This window comes from Flavihumibacter solisilvae, from assembly GCF_000814475.1.
Classification (GTDB): Bacteria; Bacteroidota; Bacteroidia; order Chitinophagales; family Chitinophagaceae; genus Flavihumibacter; species Flavihumibacter solisilvae.
Genome location: NZ_JSVC01000017.1, coordinates 1 through 20,798 on the forward strand (window position 1 = coordinate 1; position 20,798 = coordinate 20,798).

General features: G+C 48.3%; 16 protein-coding genes. 11 read left to right on the top strand and 5 right to left on the bottom strand.

The window, feature by feature from the left end; all coding sequences use genetic code 11:
* Nucleotides 1-633: ABC transporter ATP-binding protein (locus OI18_RS15270; protein WP_039141330.1), on the top strand; the 633-nt coding region annotated here is incomplete at its 5' end.
* Between the two features lie 52 nt (nucleotides 634-685).
* On the opposite strand, the gene OI18_RS15275 is transcribed toward OI18_RS15270, so the two are convergent.
* Nucleotides 686-1,120, bottom strand: coding sequence for an Hsp20/alpha crystallin family protein (locus tag OI18_RS15275; protein ID WP_039141332.1), 435 nt, complete (start codon nucleotides 1,118-1,120; stop codon nucleotides 686-688).
* A 198-nt stretch (nucleotides 1,121-1,318) separates the two neighbouring features.
* Here OI18_RS15275 and OI18_RS15280 point away from each other — a divergent pair, with 198 nt between their 5' ends.
* The 7 genes from OI18_RS15280 (at nucleotide 1,319) to OI18_RS15310 (ending at nucleotide 9,352) form a co-directional block, all read left to right on the top strand.
* A complete protein-coding gene (locus OI18_RS15280) occupies nucleotides 1,319-1,801 on the top strand; it encodes a MarR family winged helix-turn-helix transcriptional regulator (RefSeq protein ID WP_039141334.1) in 483 nt (160 codons plus the stop codon).
* Nucleotides 1,798-3,360 carry a histidine ammonia-lyase gene (gene hutH, locus OI18_RS15285; RefSeq protein ID WP_039141335.1) on the top strand — a complete coding sequence of 521 codons (1,563 nt, stop codon included), beginning with the start codon at nucleotides 1,798-1,800 and terminating at the stop codon, nucleotides 3,358-3,360. The genes OI18_RS15280 and hutH overlap by 4 nt, the downstream gene beginning before the upstream one ends.
* Nucleotides 3,361-3,377: 17 nt before the next feature.
* Nucleotides 3,378-5,060 carry a urocanate hydratase gene (hutU, locus tag OI18_RS15290; RefSeq protein WP_052273273.1) on the top strand — a complete coding sequence of 561 codons (1,683 nt, stop codon included), beginning with the start codon at nucleotides 3,378-3,380 and terminating at the stop codon, nucleotides 5,058-5,060.
* 22 nt (nucleotides 5,061-5,082) lie between these two features.
* Nucleotides 5,083-6,459, top strand: coding sequence for a UDP-N-acetylmuramate--L-alanine ligase (locus OI18_RS15295; RefSeq protein WP_039141337.1), 1,377 nt, complete (start codon nucleotides 5,083-5,085; stop codon nucleotides 6,457-6,459).
* A 2-nt stretch (nucleotides 6,460-6,461) separates the two neighbouring features.
* Nucleotides 6,462-7,709, top strand: coding sequence for an imidazolonepropionase (gene hutI, locus OI18_RS15300; protein ID WP_039141339.1), 1,248 nt, complete (start codon nucleotides 6,462-6,464; stop codon nucleotides 7,707-7,709).
* 32 nt (nucleotides 7,710-7,741) lie between these two features.
* Complete coding sequence (locus OI18_RS15305; protein ID WP_039141341.1) at nucleotides 7,742-8,803, top strand: formimidoylglutamase; 1,062 nt, start codon at nucleotides 7,742-7,744, stop codon at nucleotides 8,801-8,803.
* A gap of 111 nt (nucleotides 8,804-8,914) precedes the next feature.
* A complete protein-coding gene (locus tag OI18_RS15310; RefSeq protein WP_039141342.1) occupies nucleotides 8,915-9,352 on the top strand; it encodes a DUF2267 domain-containing protein in 438 nt (145 codons plus the stop codon).
* A 13-nt stretch (nucleotides 9,353-9,365) separates the two neighbouring features.
* Here the strand turns inward: OI18_RS15310 and OI18_RS15315 are convergent, their stop codons facing one another.
* Nucleotides 9,366-11,582 (bottom strand): patatin-like phospholipase family protein, encoded by a 2,217-nt coding sequence (locus tag OI18_RS15315; protein ID WP_160290246.1) that lies wholly within the window; start codon nucleotides 11,580-11,582, stop codon nucleotides 9,366-9,368.
* A 59-nt stretch (nucleotides 11,583-11,641) separates the two neighbouring features.
* Nucleotides 11,642-13,630: a ribosomal protection-like ABC-F family protein gene (gene abc-f, locus OI18_RS15320; protein ID WP_039141345.1), complete on the bottom strand. Its 1,989-nt coding sequence runs from the start codon at nucleotides 13,628-13,630 to the stop codon at nucleotides 11,642-11,644.
* Between the two features lie 86 nt (nucleotides 13,631-13,716).
* On the opposite strand from abc-f, the gene OI18_RS15325 reads away from it, so the two are divergent.
* Nucleotides 13,717-16,095 (top strand): TonB-dependent receptor, encoded by a 2,379-nt coding sequence (locus OI18_RS15325; protein WP_240312781.1) that lies wholly within the window; start codon nucleotides 13,717-13,719, stop codon nucleotides 16,093-16,095.
* A gap of 15 nt (nucleotides 16,096-16,110) precedes the next feature.
* On the opposite strand, the gene OI18_RS15330 is transcribed toward OI18_RS15325, so the two are convergent.
* Both OI18_RS15330 and OI18_RS15335 read right to left on the bottom strand, forming a co-directional pair.
* On the bottom strand, nucleotides 16,111-16,962 hold the full coding sequence (locus tag OI18_RS15330; RefSeq protein ID WP_039141347.1) for a hypothetical protein: 852 nt from the start codon (nucleotides 16,960-16,962) through the stop codon (nucleotides 16,111-16,113).
* 64 nt (nucleotides 16,963-17,026) lie between these two features.
* Nucleotides 17,027-18,100: a hypothetical protein gene (locus OI18_RS15335; RefSeq protein ID WP_039141350.1), complete on the bottom strand. Its 1,074-nt coding sequence runs from the start codon at nucleotides 18,098-18,100 to the stop codon at nucleotides 17,027-17,029.
* Nucleotides 18,101-18,211: 111 nt separating this feature from the next.
* On the opposite strand from OI18_RS15335, the gene thrS reads away from it, so the two are divergent.
* Both thrS and infC read left to right on the top strand, forming a co-directional pair.
* Complete coding sequence (gene thrS, locus OI18_RS15340; protein ID WP_039141351.1) at nucleotides 18,212-20,149, top strand: threonine--tRNA ligase; 1,938 nt, start codon at nucleotides 18,212-18,214, stop codon at nucleotides 20,147-20,149.
* 47 nt (nucleotides 20,150-20,196) lie between these two features.
* Nucleotides 20,197-20,790: a translation initiation factor IF-3 gene (gene infC, locus OI18_RS15345; RefSeq protein ID WP_039141353.1), complete on the top strand. Its 594-nt coding sequence runs from the start codon at nucleotides 20,197-20,199 to the stop codon at nucleotides 20,788-20,790.
* Nucleotides 20,791-20,798 lie beyond the last annotated feature (8 nt).

Sequence of the window (20,798 nt, forward strand, 5' to 3'; positions counted from 1 at the left end):
TTCCATGTACCGGCAACCACACATGTACTGCATGATGTATCACTGTCAGTATATAAAGGTGAATTTGTTACCATAATGGGAAAATCCGGCTGCGGTAAGTCGACTTTGTTGTACCTGTTATCCACCCTGGATACTGACTATGAAGGTACCGTCACAATAAATGGTGTGCAGGTAACCGGATTGAATGAGAACGCAATGGCCGTCTTCAGGAACGCACATATCGGCTTTGTTTTCCAGTTCCATTTTCTCCTCCCGGAATTTACCGCCCTTGAAAATGTGATGTTGCCTGCATTGAAACTCGGAAAATCAGATGAAGAAACGGTCTGTGAACGTGCCATGCACAGGTTGCGGCAAATGGATATGCATGAACACGCAAATAAATTGTCGGGCAGGTTATCCGGAGGTCAGCAACAAAGGGTGGCAATTGCGAGGGCTTTGATCAATGATCCAATGATTATAATGGCTGATGAACCGACAGGCAACCTGGATTCTGCCAACACAGGTATCATCTTCGATATCTTTAGTCAATTGGTGCAGGAGGGCAACACAATAATTACAGTTACCCACGATCATGATTTTGCGAAGAAAAGTAATCGGATTCTCCAGATGGCTGATGGCAGGATCCTGTCTTAAAAAAGTGGTCCCGTCCAAACACGCGACGGGACCATGACCAGACCAACAACAACTATTTGACTGAAATCTGCTTTGTCAAACCTGTCTTTTTGGCCACTTCGGTTTTAGGCAGTGTTATCCGTAACACGCCATCATCATAGACTGCTTCAATTTTGTCTTTGATCACTTCTTCCGGCAATGTGAAGCTGCGACTGAAGGATGTATAGCTGTACTCTTTACGGGTATAACGTTCATCTCTGTCTTCTTTCTTTTCTTCTTTTTCGCAACTTATTGTCAGCATATTATCTTCAACGCTGATGTTGAAGTCACTTTTCTTCAGACCGGGCGCTGCCACTGACACTTCAAAATGATTTTTATTTTCCACAATATTAACCGCAGGGGTTGTTATTGATTTACCCAAGCCTGGCCAATCATTCCAGGGTCTGAAAAAATCATCAAAAAATGCGGGGAACAGTTCTCCACGCCTGATTAATTCTTTTGGTGTCATATGAATTTCAATTTTAAGGTTGTGGATATTATGTCATCCCGAATATAGTTACACAATAAGCCCCCGGCTATGTCCAGTATCAACCCGGGAAATGAGATTGATCAATAAAAAATATTCTTTTCTTTTTTACATTTTTCTATTTGATTTTTCGATTTTCACTAGATTTGTATAAGCGCTTATATAAATAAAACCAATCCCTTGTCATTTTACCAGAATACCGGCGTCCTCGTGTTTGGCAGTCGTCTGCGCCGGCTTAGTGAATCCTTTCTCGCCGATGTAAACCGTACCTATCGCCATCTTGGTATCCGGTTTGATGCCGCCTGGTTCCCAATCTTTTATATGCTTTCCCGCAAAGTGGCCGTTTCCATCCGGGAGATCTCGGAGGAACTGGAAGTATCGCATTCCGCAGCCAGCCAGCTCATCAGCAAACTGCAGGAAAAAGGCCTGATCCGGTCGGTTACCGATAAATCGGACGCACGCAAGAAAAAAGTAACGTTTACATCAAAAGGCCAGAAGCTGCTCGAGCAGGTGCTGCCGGTTTGGGAGGCTTTGCAGAAGGCTATGGATGAAATGTTCCGTGACCTGCCGCAGGGAAAACTACTGATGGGAGCCATCAGCGAAACAGAACAGGCGTTCCTGGACTCAAGTATTTTCAACAGAATAGAAAAACATCTTAAATGAGCTATATTTTCCAATATGGAATTGACCACCTGACTGTGGGAACTGCACTGGATATCTGCACCGGTCGCATAAAGGCGGAACTGGGTAAAGAATCCACTGTGAAAGTATTAGCTAGTGAAGCTGCTGTTGCAAAGATAGTCGCCGATAATCGAACCGTCTATGGTGTGAATACCGGCTTCGGTATTCTCGCAAATACGTCCATTTCAGAAGAAGATACCCGCACGCTTCAATATAAGATCCTCCAGAGCCATAGTGTAGGCGTGGGTGATCCCATTTCGCCTGAACTCTCTAAGCTTATGCTCATTACAAAAGTTCATGCGCTGGCCCGGGGTTATTCAGGTGTGCAGTTGTCAACCCTGCAACGGCTTTGCTGGCACATTGACAATAATGTGATTCCGGTTGTCCCCGAAAAAGGAAGTGTTGGCGCAAGCGGTGATCTTGCACCTTTATCACACCTGTGCCTGCCATTAATCGGGTTGGGAGAGGTTTACCTCCATGGCCGCAGGGTACCCACCGCTGAGGCACATCTTGAATATGGAATTGAACCGGTAATGCTCGGGCCAAAAGAAGGCCTCGCATTAATCAACGGAACACAGTTCATCCTGGCACATGCGGTGAAAGCCGTCGAGAGGCTGCTAAATTGTCTCGACGCCGCCGATATCATCGGTGCAATGAGCCTGGAAGCACTGACTGGTACCAAAGCCCCCTTTGATGCACGGCTCCATTCACTAAGGCCCTTTGTGGGTAACAGTCTCGTCGCCCAACGCCTCAGGCTCTTACTTGAGAACTCAGCGATTATGCAGAGCCATATCGACTGTGGTCGCGTGCAGGATCCCTATTCTCTCCGTTGTATGCCGCAGGTACATGGGGCATCCCGGAATGCGTGGCTTCACCTGAAAGAACTGACAGAAACGGAACTCAATTCAGTTACTGATAACCCCATCGTATTTGACGCCGATTATACGGTGAGCGGGGGAAACTTCCATGGTCAGCCGCTTGCACTGCCACTCGATTACAATTGTTTCGCCGCTGCGGAAATTGGAAATATTTCAGATCGTCGCTGTTACCTGTTGCTGGAAGGGAAATGGGGACTGCCATTGTTACTAATGAACAATGTTGGCCTCAACAGCGGATTCATGATCCCTCAATACACGACTGCAGCGCTGGTTACGGAAAACAAGACATTGTGTTTCCCTGCGAGTGCAGACAGCATTCCCACCTCGCTGGGACAGGAGGATCATGTCAGCATGGGCAGTATCAGCGGACGGAAATTGAACAGGGTTATCGACAACCTGGAATATATTCTCGGCATAGAACTGATGAGTGCAAGCCAGGCAATTGAATTCAGGCGGCCATTGAGAAGCAGCCCGATCCTCGAATTTGCACATGAGCATGTACGTAAACATGTCGGCTTTGCTAATGAAGACCGCATTTTTGCCCGTGATATCGACATGCTCACAGCCATCATCCGCGACGGATCGCTGGTGAAAAATGTCCGGAACTTTGCCAGCGGATCCGGGATAAAACTCAATGAAGGATTTGAAAATTTTCAACTATAAAGTAATCAATTATTAACATGGAAACCATTACCAACAGGCGTTATGATGCCGTGAAGTACAAGACACCGGTGGGACCGGAGCGCAGTTGTAAAGGCTGGGTGCAGGAGGCCGCGCTTCGCATGCTGCTCAATAACCTGAATCCTGATGTAGCGGAAAGGCCGGACGACCTGATCGTATATGGAGGAAGGGGCAAAGCGGTCCGCAACTTTGAGTCGCTGGACCTCATCATCAAAGCACTGAAGAATCTTGAAAATAATGAATCGCTGCTCATCCAGAGCGGGAAGCCGGTTGGTATTCTGCGGACGCACGAAGATGCGCCGCGCATCCTGATCTCCAATTCGCAGCTCGTGCCGAAATGGGCCACCTGGGAACATTTTGACGAGCTGGAGAAAAAAGGCCTGATGATGTATGGTCAGATGACCGCGGGATCGTGGATTTATATAGGATCACAGGGTATTGTGCAGGGCACCTACGAAACATATGCTGCCGCTGCTGATAAACACTTCAATGGTACACTGAAAGGAACGCTCAATGTTACAGCTGGTCTCGGTGGAATGGGCGGCGCACAACCGTTGGCAATCACCATGAATGAGGGCGTTGCACTGATCGCAGAAGTGGAGGAATGGCGGATCGACAAACGACTGGAGACCCGTTACCTCGATGAGAAGATGACAGATATTGATGCTGCCATCGACCGCGCACTCGAAGCACGTGCGAAAGGCGAGGTGCTGAGTATTGGGGTTTTATGTAATGCTGTTCACCTGCTTGAACGGCTCATTTCCCGCAACGTGGTTCCGGACACGCTGACTGACCAGACCTCGGCACACGACCCGCTGATCGGTTATATTCCTCATACATTAACTGTCGGACAGGCGAATGTGTTGCGTCATGATCATCCTGATCAGTATCTCAAACACAGTTATAACAGTATGACCCTGCATGTAGAGCACATGCTTACACTGCAGAAAATGGGTGCGATAACATTTGACTACGGGAATAATATCCGTGCCCGCGCCCAGGAACATGGCTTACAGAATGCATTTGATTTTCCGGGCTTTGTTCCGGCGTATATTCGTCCACTCTTTTGCGAAGGCAAAGGGCCATTCCGCTGGGCGGCACTTAGCGGTGATCCGGCAGATATCGCAGTAACAGACGAACTCATTGCAGGTATGTTCCCGGAGAATAAGAGCCTGCAACGCTGGCTGAAACTGGCGAAAGAGAAAATTGCGTTCCAGGGACTGCCGGCTAGGATCTGCTGGCTTGGACAGGGTGAACGGGAGAAAGCCGGACTCGCTTTCAATGAATTGGTGCGTACGGGGAAAGTGAAAGCGCCGATTGTAATTGGCCGTGATCACCTCGACACCGGGTCAGTTGCGAGCCCGAACCGCGAAACGGAAGCAATGCTCGACGGCAGCGATGCTGTCGCTGACTGGCCCTTGCTGAACGCCCTGGTGAATACGGCAGGCGGCGCTTCGTGGGTAAGCCTGCATCATGGAGGTGGTGTAGGTATGGGATATAGTATTCATGCAGGAATGGTGATCGTCGCCGACGGAACGGAAGCAGCCGAAGCCAGGCTGGCACGGGTGTTGCGCAATGATCCCGGTATGGGCGTAATCCGCCATGCAGACGCGGGTTACGATATTGCAAAGGATACAGCCCGCCAACATCGTTTAGACCTGACCGATAGGTTGGGTAAGTAGAATAATAAAGCAGTCTGAAACAATGATCAATAGCATCAACGACTTTCACAGGATTTTTTTTATCGGAATCGCAGGTACCGGGATGAGTGCCATTGCACAATACCTCAACGGCACAGGCAAATCCGTTAGCGGGAGTGACCGTTATTTCAAAAATGGTGAGCCCAATGAGACCCGGCAGAAGCTGGAAGTGGAGGGCATCCTTTGCTTTGAGCAGGACGGAACCGGGATCAATGAAAAAACAAACCTGGTCGTTGTGTCTGCAGCTGTTGAGGAAACAGTACCGGAAGTGCAGAAAGCCAGGCAGCTGAATATTCCCATTATAAAAAGGAGTGAATTGCTGGCGCTGATTGCGAAAAGCCGCAAAACGATCGCTGTTGGCGGAACATCCGGTAAGTCGACAACCAGCGCCATGCTGTTTGATATACTACAGTTTGCCGGCATGGAGCCGAGCATTATCAGCGGTGCCGGGCTTGTAAGCATCATCAGGGAAGGAAAGATCGGGAATGCAAAAGTCGGGAACGGCGAGTTGCTGGTAATAGAAGCGGATGAAAGCGATGGATCGATAGTTCAGTACTATCCCGAGACGGGCTTGCTACTGAATGTTGACAAAGACCATAAGGAGATCGATGTGTTGATGGATGTGTTCCAAACTTTTAAAAATAACAGCAGCCGGTTTGTTGTAAACCAGTCCCACCCGCTTGCTGCCTCATTGTCACAGGAGCTTACGCAGGACTTCTGTCACCACGACCATTGTGCCGCAGGATATGTAGCACGTGATTTCCGGCAGTCAGGACTTGCTATAACCTTTTCCATCAATCACGTTCCTTTTGAACTGAGCGTGGTGGGACGACACAATATGGAGAATGCACTTGCAGCCAGTACTATTGCGAACCAGGTGGGAGTAGACCTTGCAACATGTGCGGATGCCCTGCAGCGTTATGAGGGAATTTATCGTCGCCACCAGGTAATGGGAAATAAAAATGGTGTATGGCTGATTGATGATTATGCACACAACCCGGCCAAATGTGCGGCCAGTATCGAAGCTTGCCAGCCGATAGCACCGAAAGTGATCGCCTGGTTCCAGCCGCACGGGTATGGCCCGACCCGATTCCTGAGGAATGATTTCGTTGAAGAGATCAGCCGTGTGTTGCGCCCGCAGGATGAGATCTGGATGAGCGAAATATTTTATGCCGGCGGTACTGCAACAAAAGATATTTCGGCGAATGACTTGATCCAGGACATAAGGGCAAAAGGTAAGAATGCATTCTTCGTTGAAAACAGGAACGAATTATTACAACACTTGCGGTCACACCTGACCGAAAACTGCGTTTTGCTGCTGATGGGAGCACGTGATCCTGGTCTTGAGGCATTTGCAACCAGTGTCTGGAATGAATTATAACTATGGCCACTCTTTTTACCAATATTTCGGCGCTGGCAGGGACTTACGATGCCGGTGAAGGTCTCGGGGGACCGCTTCGCAGTGACGCACTGGCTACACTTCCCATAATGCAGAACGCATTCCTGCTTGTGGAATCCGGCCGCATTGTGTCCTTCGGCCCAATGGATTTAGTTCCAGTTGGCATTCCTGACCATGACATCATTGACGCCGATGGCCGGATCATTCTCCCGGCCTGGTGCGACAGTCATACCCACCTGGTATTCGGTGCCAGCCGTGAGAACGAATTCATTGATAAAATCAAGGGCCTCAGCTATGCGGAGATTGCTGCCAAAGGTGGCGGGATCCTGAACTCGGCTGCCCGGTTAAATGGCATGTCGGAAGACGAGTTGTTCCGGTTGGCTGTTGAAAGATTGCATGAAGCTGCCCGCCTTGGTACCGGGGCAATTGAGATCAAAAGCGGATATGGGTTAACGGTAGAAGGTGAGCTGAAGATGCTGCGGGTGATTAAAAAACTGAAACAAAAATCGGCACTTTCAATAAAAGCAACTTTTCTTGGAGCCCACGCATTTCCGCCGGAATACCGCGACAACCACGAAGGCTACCTGCGACTGATAGAAGAGGACATGCTACCTGTGATCGCCCGGGAACAACTGGCAGACTATATCGATGTTTTTTGTGAGCACGGATTTTTTTCACCCCAGGAAACTGAGCGGATCTGCCTGGCAGGTGCCCGGTATGGATTACGACCGAAGATCCATGCCAACCAACTAAATCTTTCGGGCGGTGTGCAAACCGGCGTAAAAATGAATGCGCTTTCCGTAGATCACCTGGAGACTATGGATGAGGATGCCATCCGTAGCCTGGCTGGTTCAAATACTATCGGCACATTGTTGCCAACAGCCGCATTTTTCCTGCGGATGCCCTTCCAGCCTGCACGTCAACTGATCGACGCTGGCTGTGCGATCGCGATTGCAACCGATTTCAATCCCGGTTCGTCACCGAGCTTCAATATGAATCTTGTTATGGCCATGAGTTGTATCCAGATGAAAATGCTACCGGAAGAAGCGATAAACGCTGCTACGATCAATGGCGCCTATGCGATGGGACTTGAAGCCGAGCATGGCTGTATCCGTGTAGGCAATCATGCAAATCTCATCCTGACCCACCGGATTCCTTCGCTGGCCTACCTGCCATATGCGTTCGGAACAAACCTCGTGGAAACCGTAATGATCAAAGGTGAATTTATCTGAATTGGTTATATTCATTCTTAAATTCAACGATCGTGGCCATACCCCATTTCAGGTTTTATAATAAGCAGGACATACTTTACTTAACCCGTTTACGCCGGTTTGAAACCAAACTGGGCGAGCGGGTAGAGGTACTGACAGGACCCGACCAGTTCGAGGAAGAATTGCGAAATTCGCCTGTACAGTTTGTTTTATTCGGCATCCCGGAAGATATTGGTATAAAGGCAAACTATGGTAAAGGTGGTGCAGACTCTGCCTGGCTTCCATTTCTTTCCGCATTCCTGAATCTCCAGAGCAGTGATTTTCTTACAGGAGAAGAGGTGATGTTACTGGGGCACTTCGATTTCGGCGACCTGCAGTACCTGATAGAAAACCACGCCCAGGGCGAAGAGGAAAAAATAGAAGCGTACCGGCACGCCGTTCAGCAAATAGACGAGGAAGTGGAGTTTGTTGCCAAGCAGATCGTTGCCGCGGGTAAAATTCCCATTGCCATCGGCGGTGGTCACAACAATGCCTACCCGCTGATCAAAGGCAGCGCAAAAGGCCTGCTCAAAAACGGCAAGATCCCGATCGCCCAGATTAATGCCATCAACCTGGATGCCCACACTGATTTTCGTCCTGTCGAAGGGCGACACAGCGGTAACGGCTTCCGCTATGCAGAAGAGGATGGCTATCTTCAGAAATATTGTGTGATCGGCGTTCAGGAAAACTACCTGCAACAGAATGTTTGGTTGGATTTTGTCAACAATCCATTCCTCGACATGATCACTTTTGAAGACATCTTTATTCACGAAAAACGCAACTTCATACAGGCAGTATCCCATGCCACCAGCTTTACAGAGGATGGTTATTGCGGGATCGAGCTGGATCTCGATGTTGTGGAAAATGTACTGACCAGTGCTGTTACGCCGTCGGGTATCTCAACCCTCCAGGCACGCCAGTATATTACCATGGCCGCCAACCACACCCAACCGGCATACCTGCACATCTGCGAAGGCGCTGCCCAACTTTCCGATGGCCGCAAATGCGATACGACGGGAAAACTGATCAGCTACCTCGTAACTGATTTCCTGAAGATGGAAACATTCGCAAAATGATAGAGAGATAAATGATTGGGATGCTGACTATCTTCCACAGTGAAAGGGAATTACTCAGCTCTGCATGAACTGGCATAGTTTTCACGCGTTAACAAACTAAAGGAGGTCAATATGCCGAAAATTGAAAAGTTTGCGGAAGAGGCCCACCGGTTTTATAACAAGGTAGCCAAAGAGTGTGGCACCCCACAGGATGTAAAACACGCAAGCCGGGTAACGAGAGCCGTCCTGCATACTTTGCGGGACCGGATTTCAATCGAAGAATCCATGCACGTAATTGCTAACCTGCCCATGATCCTCAAAGGAGTTTATGTAGACGGTTGGAAGATCAACAGGAAGGATAACCGCATTGAAACATTAGATCAGTTCCTTGACCAGGTACGCGAACACACCAGCGGTGATCCCAGCCGCGATTTCGGCAGCCAGCAGAAGGCCCGGAACACAGTGAAGGCGGTTCTCCATGTCTTACGAAAATATATCGATGATGGCGAACTTCGGCACATCCAACAGCAACTGCCTCCCGGCGTTGCAATTCTTTTTGACGAGTCTTAATTTTCCCGGGTCCTTAAAATTGGCCACGTGAAAACCGGAATCCCAGGTTTACATAATTTTTCAGCACATTACTTTGATCCGAATACATGAACGAGAATTCCAGCGGACCGATAGGAGAGTCGATCCCTAACGTTAAGCCATACCCGCTGAGCAGGTTGTTGTTGAAATCGTCAAACTCTTCCTTAAGAAAAGAATGGTACATCAGGTTGAAAGTGGCTGCGGCATAAAGGCTGCCGGTGAACTGGTAACGGTAATTGATACCTCCCTTGAGGAGGCTGTTGGCGCGGACAGATGCATCCTGCAACCCGGTAAATGATACCTGGTTACGCATGATGGGTAACATGCCTCCAACGAGAAAGTCATGGAAAAGAAATTGCGTCGTGTTGAAATTTGCGGCGCCTTCGCCCGTGATGGTAAGGTGATGACGCGGGTGTAATTGGACAACCTTCCGCGCCTGAATGCGAAGGCGGAAGAATGATTTGAAGTCAATTCCCAGCGAATCAATGTTGAGTATGGGAACCCCGCCGGATTTAAAGACCGCATCGGGGTTCTGGCCGAAGATATATGATGGTTCAATCATTACATATGAGCCTCTGCGAGGGAGGAAGAGCCGGTCATGTGAATTGTATTCATATTTCGCGTATGCCTGGAAATACAGGTTGCGGCCGTCAATGTCCTGTACTGAAATTGTCCTTGGCTTGAGAGAGACCCGCTCTATATGAATCCCTGCAGACGTAGCAGACCTTCGCTTAAAAGCAAATTGCAGCCTGGAATCAAGATAATAGCTGCTTTCACGATACACGCCGAAGGGCCTGTAATCCTGAGACAGGGAAAATTCCTGTCTTTCAAGATACATTTCGGAGATCCAGGCCAGTGGCACCTTGTTCATGCCGAAAAGCTGTGTATGCTCCAGCCGTAGCCGCGGATTTTCTGAGAGGCCCACTGTCACTGACGTCCGGGTTGCCTTGCCAATGAAATCACGGGCACTGATATTCGCGATCAGCATGAAGTTGCTGAGCGTGTTGTAATTGATTGCAAACTTCGCGGCAACCGGTGCATTTTCAATCGCGACAAGTTTCATGTCTGCTTCACCTGGAGATACTGGTTCAAGCTGGTAATAGATCCGGTTGAAATAACGAGTTCCATATGCCTGGCGGATCGCTTCTTCCATCTCCTTTACTGAATACGCTTCACCTTCCTTTAGTCCAAGCATCTTTCTTAAAAACGCATTGCTTATAAACTTCAGGCTGTCGCTCAGGATGTTCCTGATCGTGATCTTCTTTTCAATGGCGGGAAACGTTAACTGTTTGGATGGCCCGTAAATAGCGTTAAGCGAATCAGCCAGTCGTTTGAAATAAGGGTAGTATTCCTGTCCCTTAGCCAGGCCAATTTCGATCAGTGAATCGCTGTTGCTGAAGCTCCCCGCAGAATAATTGTCAACGGGGTGATTGATATAGTAATCGCAGAGTGCGATCTCCTGTTTATTTAACTCAGCTTCTTTGAAGAATGCGATCTGCGTAAGAATCTGGATAGGGGAAGTGATCTTTTCTGCCGCAAGCAAACCCGAACTTACACTGCTGCCGATGACAATGTCCGCGCCCATATTTCTTACATCGCTCACCGGGAAGTTACGAATGAGTCCACCATCAACAAGCTTGCGGTTGCCCGAACTAACTGCCGTGAACACGGATGGAATTGCCATACTCGCCCGTACAGCAGAAACCAGGTCACCTTTATCAAGCACTACCGCTTCACCTGTTGCCAGGTCCGTTGCGATACATTTAAAGGGCCGGCTGAGTTTGGAGAAATCGGTGATGCCATACGCGGGAATATACAGCTCGTTGAACTTGAGCCAGAGTTCCTCGGCTTCCAGCAGTCCAAGCGGCAGCGAGAATTTGCGGTTTAGCATGGGCAACTCAAGGGCGTAGCGACCATATTCCGGCTTTTCTTCCATAATGAACGCCTGCAGGGAAGAACGATTACTCAGTAGCTGGTTCCAGTCGAGGCTCCTTGCGATCTGAAGAATGGAATCGCCTGAATATCCCACGGCATACAGGCTGCCGACGATAGCGCCCATGGACGTACCGGTAACATAATCGACATGTAAACCTGCAGAATCAATAGCTTTCAGGATCCCGATATGGGCGAGGCCCTTTGCACCGCCTCCACTTAAAGTGAGCCCGATCTTTGGCCGCGGATTTTGTTGCGGGTAAGCGGTTATAGCGGTCAAAAGGAGTAGGATAAGTAAACCAGGGGTAACTATTTTCCAACCATTCATACCCGATGAAGTTACTCTATTTCGCTTTCCATTTCCATTATCTTTTCAAAAACGGTCTCATACTGCTTGTTGAGTTCGGCCAGTTCTGAAGCCTGTTTCTTATAGGCGGATTCAGCTTCAGTAAAGCGCGACTTGTCAGAATATGTCGCCGGATCTGCAAGTGACGCTTCGAGGGCAGCAGCTTTTTCTTTTGCTTTCGCTATCTTTTCTTCGATCTGGCTGAACTGTTTTTGCAGGCGCTGCAGTTCCTTCCTCAACTCTTTATTGATCGGCTGGTTATTCGCAGGTTTTTGTTCTGGTGCAGGGGCTGGAGCTGCGGGAACAGGTGTTGCTGCCGGTGAAGGGCTCGCCTGGGATGCCGCCTGAGTTGTTACCTGCTTTTCAGCCTTTGCCGCCTGTTTTGCCATCCTTTCTTTCCAGGCAACCCACTCTGCATATGTGCCTTTGAATTCCTTTATTTTATGATCCTCAATTTCCCAGATCTTGTTCGCTGCTTTCGAAATGAAATACCTGTCGTGACTTACAAGGATAAAACTTCCTTCGTACTTATTCAGCGCTTCCACCAGCAGCTCAACTGAGTGCATGTCCAGGTGGTTCGTAGGTTCGTCCAGCATCAGGAAGTTGGCTTTGCTTACTATAGTCTTCGCCAGTGCCACACGGGCTTTTTCCCCTCCGCTGAGAACCTTGATCTTTTTGTCTGTATCATCACCGCTGAAAAGGAAACAACCCAGTAACGTACGTAACTCCTGCTCTGTCTTCTGGCTGCCGGCGGTTTTCATTTCATCGAGCAAAGTATTGTTTACGTTCAGCGCTTCGAGCTGGTGCTGGGCGTAGAAACTTTCTTCAACGTTATGTCCCCACTTCCTGTCGCCATCAAATGACTCGACGTCGGCAATGATCCGGAGCAGGGTTGATTTTCCTTTGCCGTTTGCACCAATGAGAGCGATCTTATCACCGCGCTCAATTTCTGCAGAAGTGTGCTCAACAATAATATTATCGCCGAATTTTTTGGTGATATCTTTTAATTCTACCAGGATCTTTCCCGGTGTTTTATCAATCCTGAAATTGATCTTGATATTTGGTCGCTCGATTTCCACTTCTTCAATCCGGTCCAGCTTGTCGAGACGTTTCATGGCACTCTGTGCCTGTGCGGCCTTTGTGGCTTTGGCCCGGAACCTTTCAATGAAACGTTCCTGCTGGCGGATATAATCCTGCTGGTTCTCGAAGGCGCGCTGCTGCAATTCTACCCGCATTGCCTTCTCCGTTTCGTAAAACTCATAATTACCGTTGTAGAAGTGAAGTTGCTTCTGGTAAACTTCCACAACCTTAGTGATCATTCGATTCAGGAAAAACTTATCATGACTTACAATTACCACCGAGCCCTTGTAATGCTGCAGGTATTTTTCAAGCCATTCGATTGACGGCAGATCAAGGTGGTTGGTAGGTTCATCGAGCAGCAACAGGTCCGGCTGCTGCAGGATCATCTTTGCCAGCAGTACGCGCATCCGCCATCCGCCGCTGAATTCGCGGTAAGGACGGGAAAGATCCTGTTGCGCAAAGCCGAGTCCGTGAAGCACTTCTTCGGTGCGGTGATGGATTTCGTATCCGCCTAGTGTTTCCAGCTCGTGTAATTTGTCCGAATATTCGTGCAGGATCTTTTCATCCCCGGTGGCTTCCAGTTCCTTTCCCAGTTTTTCTATCTCAACTTCAAGCTGCTGTACCCTTTCAAAAGCACTGAGCGCCACTTCGAGAATGGAGTTATTGGTGTCAAAGCTGAGCAGGTCCTGATGCAGGTAGCCGATGCTCGTTCCACGGCTTTTTTCCACAGTTCCCGCAGAAGGCAGGTATTCTCCCACCAGCACTTTCAGGAGTGTGGATTTTCCTGTACCATTGTAACCGATCAGCCCGATCCTTTCATTGGGCTGAATATGCCAGGTCGCTTCGGACACAATGGTGCGGGCGCCAAACTCGAATGTAACGTTCTGTAATCCTACTAACATGGGGCGCAAAGTTAAATTAAAAGCGCGATTGATACGATATTTGCGAACCTGGCCGATACCTTTTTGTTAAAGGAATCCGAATGCTTATGATCATGCGAAAGTTGAAACGATCCTGGACGATGGTCTTCCTGCTGGGACTGGTTTTCGCAGGAAATGACCTGGAAGCACAACAACGATTCACATTAAGCGGATATATAAAAGACTCACTTTCAGGTGAAAACCTGATAGGGGCGAGCATAGCCGTGAACGGGAAGGGAAAAGGGGTATATAGCAATAATTACGGGTATTTTTCCATTACCCTGCCTGAAGGGCCTTATGATATCACCATTACATACACAGGCTATGAAACCATGAAATATTCGGTTGCACTCGACCGTGATCTTGTCAGCAACCAGTTCCTGCGCCCTAGAATGACCACCAACGAAGAAGTAGTAGTGTATGCCAAACGCAAGGATGGCAATGTCCGTAATGCCCAGATGGGCAAGTTTGACCTGAGTATCAGCCAGGTAAAATCGTTGCCTGTCGTTTTCGGGGAAGTGGACATCCTGAAGACGCTTCAGCTCCTTCCCGGTGTCCGCAATGCCGGTGAAGGAAATGCCGGCTTTTACGTGCGTGGTGGCGGCCCCGATCAGAACCTGATCATGCTCGATGATGCCGTGGTGTATAACACAGGGCACCTGTTTGGTTTCTTTTCCATTTTCAATTCGGATGCCATTAAAAATGTGTCACTGATCAAGGGAGGAATGCCGGCGCAATACGGCGGTCGCGTATCTTCTGTGCTGGACATTGCCATGAAGGATGGAAATTCAAATAAGTTCGAAGCGGAAGGAGGGATTGGCACTATTTCATCACGACTTTCAATACAGGGACCGATTAAAAAGGACAAAGCTTCATTTATTGTCTCGGCACGCCGTACCTACATTGATGTGCTCATGAAACCTTTCGTTCCGAAATCCAGTTCCTTTTACGGTTCCGGTTATTATTTTTACGATCTTAATACAAAGGTCAACTATAAATTTTCCGATAAAGACAGGATCTACCTCAGCGGTTATTTTGGACGCGACGTATTTACCTTCAAAAATAACCAGCGCTCTTTCAGTGCCAATATCCCCTGGGGCAATGCTACGGCGACATTACGCTGGAACCACCTCTTTCATCGCAAGCTTTTCTCCAATACAACGCTCGTCTTCAATAACTATAACTTTGCATTCAATGGAACACAGAATAACCTGAGCTTCAACGTTAGTTCGGGGATCAAAGACCTTACGGCGAAATTTGATATGGATTATTATCCCGCTCCACGCCACAAAATCCGTTTTGGTGCTCTTTATACCTATCATACATTTAAGCCGAACCTTGTTTCGGGAGGCTCTGATTCAATCGATTTCAAGCCCAACAATGCCCAACGCAAATATGCCCGGGAGACCGGAATTTATATCCAGGACGACTGGGAGATCAGTGACAGGTTCCAACTGGGTGCTGGCTTACGCTACAGCGGTTTCACGCAGGTGGGCAGGTACACCGTATTTGAACGCGACGCAGACGGTAATAAGCTAGACAGCATCGTATATGATAAAGGGGAGAAAGTAAAACGATATGGCGGACTGGAACCGCGGGCGACCTTGCGGTTCAGCATTAATGAAAGCAGCTCACTGAAGGCATCGGTTACGCGCAATTACCAATACATCCATCTGGTTACCAATGCAGGATCAACATTACCTACTGACCTTTGGGAGCCAAGCACCCTGCGAGTAAAGCCCCAGGCTGCATGGCAGTATGCTGCGGGCTATTTCAGGAATTTCCATGATAACCAGTTTGAAACATCCATTGAGCTGTATTATAAAAAAATGGATAACCAGATCGAATATCGTGAGGGTTATACCCCTTCGTTGAAAGACCCTGAAGAAGAGTTTGTCTTTGGTGACGGCTGGAGTTACGGAACGGAGTTGTTTGTGCGGAAGAATACCGGTCGGCTGACCGGATGGATTGGATACACGCTCAGCTGGACCTGGCGCAAGTTTCCTGACCTCAACGACGGGGACCGTTACCCGGCGCGATACGACCGGCGCCACGACATGAGTGTAGTGGCCATGTATGAACTCAATCCCAAATGGAAGCTTTCCTCCGTTTTCGTGTATGGTACAGGAAATGCCATGACCCTCCCTGAAAGATTCTATATCGTTAACGGGGTCCTGACCCAGGAATACAGCCGGATCAATCATTACCGCATGCCTGCCTACCACCGGCTTGATTTCGCAGCCACCTACACGCCGGTTCCCAAAAAGCAACGCCGCCTGAAGAGCAGCTGGGTATTCAGCATTTACAACGTGTACAGCAGGATGAACCCTTATTTTATCTATTATGACCAGACGGGAAGTGCATACCAGGGAACTTTGAAAGTGGAAGCTCTGCAGGTTTCGTTATTCCCGATTATTCCAAGTGTGACGTGGAATTTTAAATTCTAGGGCAGTTTTAAATCTTTACTTACCTCTCGGCTCATACCTGAATCGCACAGCAGCGTTTTTCTTATCGGAAGCCGAAAGACGCAACTCGTGTCGCCTGCGACCCGCAGTAACAAGCAGGAGGGCGGTATTGGGCGGAATGCTACCCAGGTTATCGGCATACATGACGAGCTCATAATCGGTTTGCGGAAAGGCCTTCACTTCAAGAGTGAGCGGTTTATCGGTTAACCGCTGGCGGTACAGCAGCAGTTTATCATTAAGAAAAATGGTAACCGTATCATTGTCGATCTCGGCATTGTCATATATATCAAGCCGGATGGTGGATGTGTCGAGTGAAAGAGTTGTGACCACTTCTGTTTCGCGTTGGGCAAGTTTAAGGTTGTGCTGGATCCTCGCCAGTTCGGCTGGTTGCTCTATATCGATTGGGAAGTCGGTTGTTGGCACCCGGTAGAGGGTTATTTTGCCTGGCGGGCAGGTCTTCTTACTGTCGCTTTCAAAGCCCTTCCACTCACCGGTAAGGGCCTCACGGCCATTCTCCTTTGACCAGGTGAGATCGTAAGTCTTTGTACAGGGGACACAATCAGTCGGAATATTCACCTGCAATACCTGGTCTTCAATCAGGACCATTCTCCTGGTTTGCAGGTTATATCTTCCGTTGAAGTGGTGCTTTACGAATCGGCTTCGGTCATAGAAGTCGTATGAACTGCCCTGCATTGTGTTGCCGGAGCTGTTAAGCTGAATTTCCAGGTTATATATGGGAAAACAACCGCCCGTTTCCTGGGTAAGTGTTCCTCGCCAGATGCCAGTCAGATCCTGTGCCAGGCTAACCAGGTTCAGGAAAAGTGCGGCAGAAAAAAGAATGATCCTCATGCAATGGTTTATGAGATCAATTTACTGTATCACGGCAATACAAAACCGAAAAAGTGGTGAACGGCTATTTGGGCTTCTCGTATTTGAATACGACCACCGCGTTCTTTTGCTCATTTGATGTTATGCGGGCTTCAAATTGCTGGTTACCGGCTTTTACTACCATCAGCGAAGTATTCGGTGGAATCTCCCCGAGATTCTCTGCAACCATTACCAGCTCCTGGTAGTCATTATCATCATCCAGTTGGATGGTCAGGGTAATCGGTGACAGGGAAAGCATCTTCTTATATACGACCTGTTTTTTATTCAGGTAAACGGAAACAGTATCCTTATCAATAGTGCCATTGTCGTAAAGGCTTACAGTTATTTCGCGGGTATTGACCGTGAAAACTTTAACGATCTCATTTTCGCGGTTCTTTAATACCGGCGGTATGACCAGTGGCTGTGTGGGTCGTTTGATTTCGCGGTTGGAATCTTCAACCTTTGGCTTCTCAACTACTTTCGGCTCAATTGGACGGGTCGATTCTGCAACAGGGGAATCCGGCTTTTTGGCGGGGGGCTGGGTTTGTGGACTTTTTTTAACACCTGGTTTTGGAGTTGCAGGGGTACGTACCGGCGGTTTGCCGGAAGCAAGCGGTTTCTTCTTTTCCTTTTCGCGTTCCACGAGGAAAGGTTCTTTGAAGAAATCAGATGTAGGCACTTTGCGCAGGAAAACAGTTCCACGTCCGCAGTCGGAAGAGTCACTTGTGTTCATACTGATATATGTTCCTTCCAGGAATTCTTCGTTTCCGTTTTTCGCATACTGCAGGAAACAGGTCATAATACAGGCATCGCTACCCGCACGCATACGTACTTCGACGATTTTCAGTTCTTCAAGTATTACTTTTTTTGTTCCTGTATGGATTGTGCCGCGTGCATCGGCTTTCCCGAAGAACTCAGTAGTTTTATAAGAATAGGTGACCCCTTTGAATTCCTTACCCCGGTGGTCGATCTGTACCTCAAATTTATAACGGTCATCAATATTCATCAGTTGCATCATCCGGTTGTTGGAACGGAATTGTCCCCTCCAGATCCCGGTCAGGTCCTGGGCTTGGGTGTTCAAAGCCAGTATCGAAAGTAAAAGAAGTAAAGCCGTCCTCATGATCCGCAAGTTATCGATTCAATTTACAGAAAAAGGAATCGCAAATTCGTACCGCTCAACCAGTTATTCTGGCAATTGTTCGTTAATTTTGGCCCCCAGTTTAAAAACAACATGATCAAAATAAGTTTTCCAGACGGAGCACAGCGCGAATACGCGCCGGGTACCACAGCACTCGACATTGCAAAGTCCATCAGCGAAGGACTCGCCAGGAAAGTATTGGCGGCATCTGTAAACGGGCAGGTTTGGGATCTCACCCGCCCAATCTATGGAGATGCGCAGGTAAAGCTGCTGACGTGGGATCAGAAGGACGCCAAGTCAACTTTCTGGCATTCTACAGCCCACCTTATGGCAGAAGCCATCGAGTCATTGTTCCCCGGGGTGAAGTTCTGGGTCGGTCCCCCGGTTGAAAATGGCTTCTATTACGATATCGATCTCGGTGATAAACACATTTCCGAAGATGACCTGCGCAAGCTTGAAGTTAAGATGGCTGAGCTGGCGAAGCAGAATAATGCCTACGTAAGAAAAGAAGTGCCGAAGGCGGAAGCCATTTCCTACTTTAAGGAAAAAGGCGATGAATACAAACTTGACCTTCTTCAGAACCTTGAGGATGGCAACATCACTTTTTATACGCAGGGAGCTTTTACTGACCTGTGCCGCGGACCTCATATTCCACATACGGGTTTCATCAAGGCAATTAAGCTTACAAATATTGCCGGTGCATACTGGAAGGGTGATGAAAAAAATAAGATGCTCACCCGGGTCTACGGGGTAAGTTTTCCGTCACAAAAGGAGCTTGACGAATACCTTCAGATGCTGGAAGAGGCAAAGAAAAGGGATCACCGTAAACTTGGAAAGGAACTGGGTATTTACACTATGGACGATGATGTTGGCCAGGGCTTGATTTTGTGGATGCCCAATGGTACCGTCATTATCGAGGAACTCGAGAAACTGGCAAAGGAAACAGAAGAAGAAGCTGGTTATCATCGCGTGGTTACACCGCATATCGCCAAGGAGAGCATGTACCTTACGAGCGGTCACCTTCCTTACTATGCTGACAGCATGTACCCACCGATGGAACTGGAAGGAGAGAAGTATTACCTGCGGGCGATGAACTGTCCGCACCACCATAAGATCTTTGCAGCAGAACCAAAAAGTTATCGCGATCTTCCCTATCGGATCGCAGAGTATGGAACTGTTTATCGTTACGAACAGAGCGGGGAGTTGTTCGGATTGATGCGTGTCCGTTGCCTGCATATGAATGATGCCCACATCTACTGTACCCGCGAACAGTTTGAACAGGAATTCAGGGCTGTGAACGAAATGTACCTGAAGTATTTTAAAATCTTTGGGGTCGGCAAATATGTAATGCGCCTCAGCCTGCATTCCCCTGATAAACTTGGTAAAAAATACGTGAATGAGCCCGAGCTTTGGAAAGAGACGGAGGCCATGGTGCGCCAGGTGCTGATCGATTCTAATATCCCATACGTTGAGGTAATGGACGAAGCTGCATTTTATGGTCCGAAAATTGACGTTCAGATCTACAGCGTGATCGGCCGTGAATTTACACTGGCTACCAACCAGGTCGATTTTTCACAGGGAAGAAGCTTTAAGCTTCAGTATGCAACCGCGGATAACCAGTCCGAGACTCCACTGATCATTCACCGCGCTCCTTTGGGAACGCATGAACGCTTTATCGGGTTCCTGCTCGAACATTATGCAGGAAAGTTACCTGTATGGCTGGCGCCTCAGCAGGTGAAGATTTTACCGATAAGTGATAAATTCATGGACTATGCCCTGGACGTTCAGAAGAAGCTCAGGTCTGCCCGGGTCCGGGTTTCGATCGACGATCGGAATGAAAAAATCGGCAAGAAGATCAGGGATACCGAACTGCTGAAAGTGCCTTATATGCTGGTTGTGGGCGAAAAAGAGATGAATGAAGGTAAGATCGCCGTCCGCAGGCAGGGCAAGGGTGACCTTGGGGCAATACCCGTGGACGAGTTTGTACAGGTGATTTCACGGGAAATTACAGAACGCAGCAGCGGAGATTAAAATAATTTAATATTTTCGGGTTGTAATTGTATAATTAAAATAACTAAATGGCATTTCCACCAAGACCTCATAGAGGGGCTTTTAATCCAAGGTTCAGGAAAGAACAGCAACAGGAACACAGGACTAACCAAATGATCCGCGTACCCCAGGTACGATTGGTTGGCGACAATGTAGAAGTAGGTATTTATTCGATCCAGGAGGCGCAGAGAATGGCGCAGGATCAGGGATTGGATCTAGTGGAGATTTCTCCGAATGCAGATCCCCCGGTTTGTAAAATCATAGATTATAATAAATTCCTATACGAGAAGAAGAAGAAGGATAAGGAGATGAAGGCGAAAGCCAAGGCTTCCGAAGTAAAGGAAATCCGTTTCACTCCGAATACAGATGATCATGACTTTAACTTCAAGGCGAAACATGCCGAGGAGTTTTTGAGAGAAGGCAATAAAGTAAAAGCTTACGTTCAGTTCCGCGGAAGGGCGATCCAGTTCAAGGACAGGGGTGAGTTATTGTTGCTGAAATTTGCCGAGCGGCTTTCAGAATTCGGTGTCCTCGAGGGCATGCCGAAAATGGAAGGCAAAAGAATGCTGGCCATCTGGGCACCTAAAAGCCAGAAAAAGAAAAAGGAAAATTCTGCAGAATAATTTTAAAC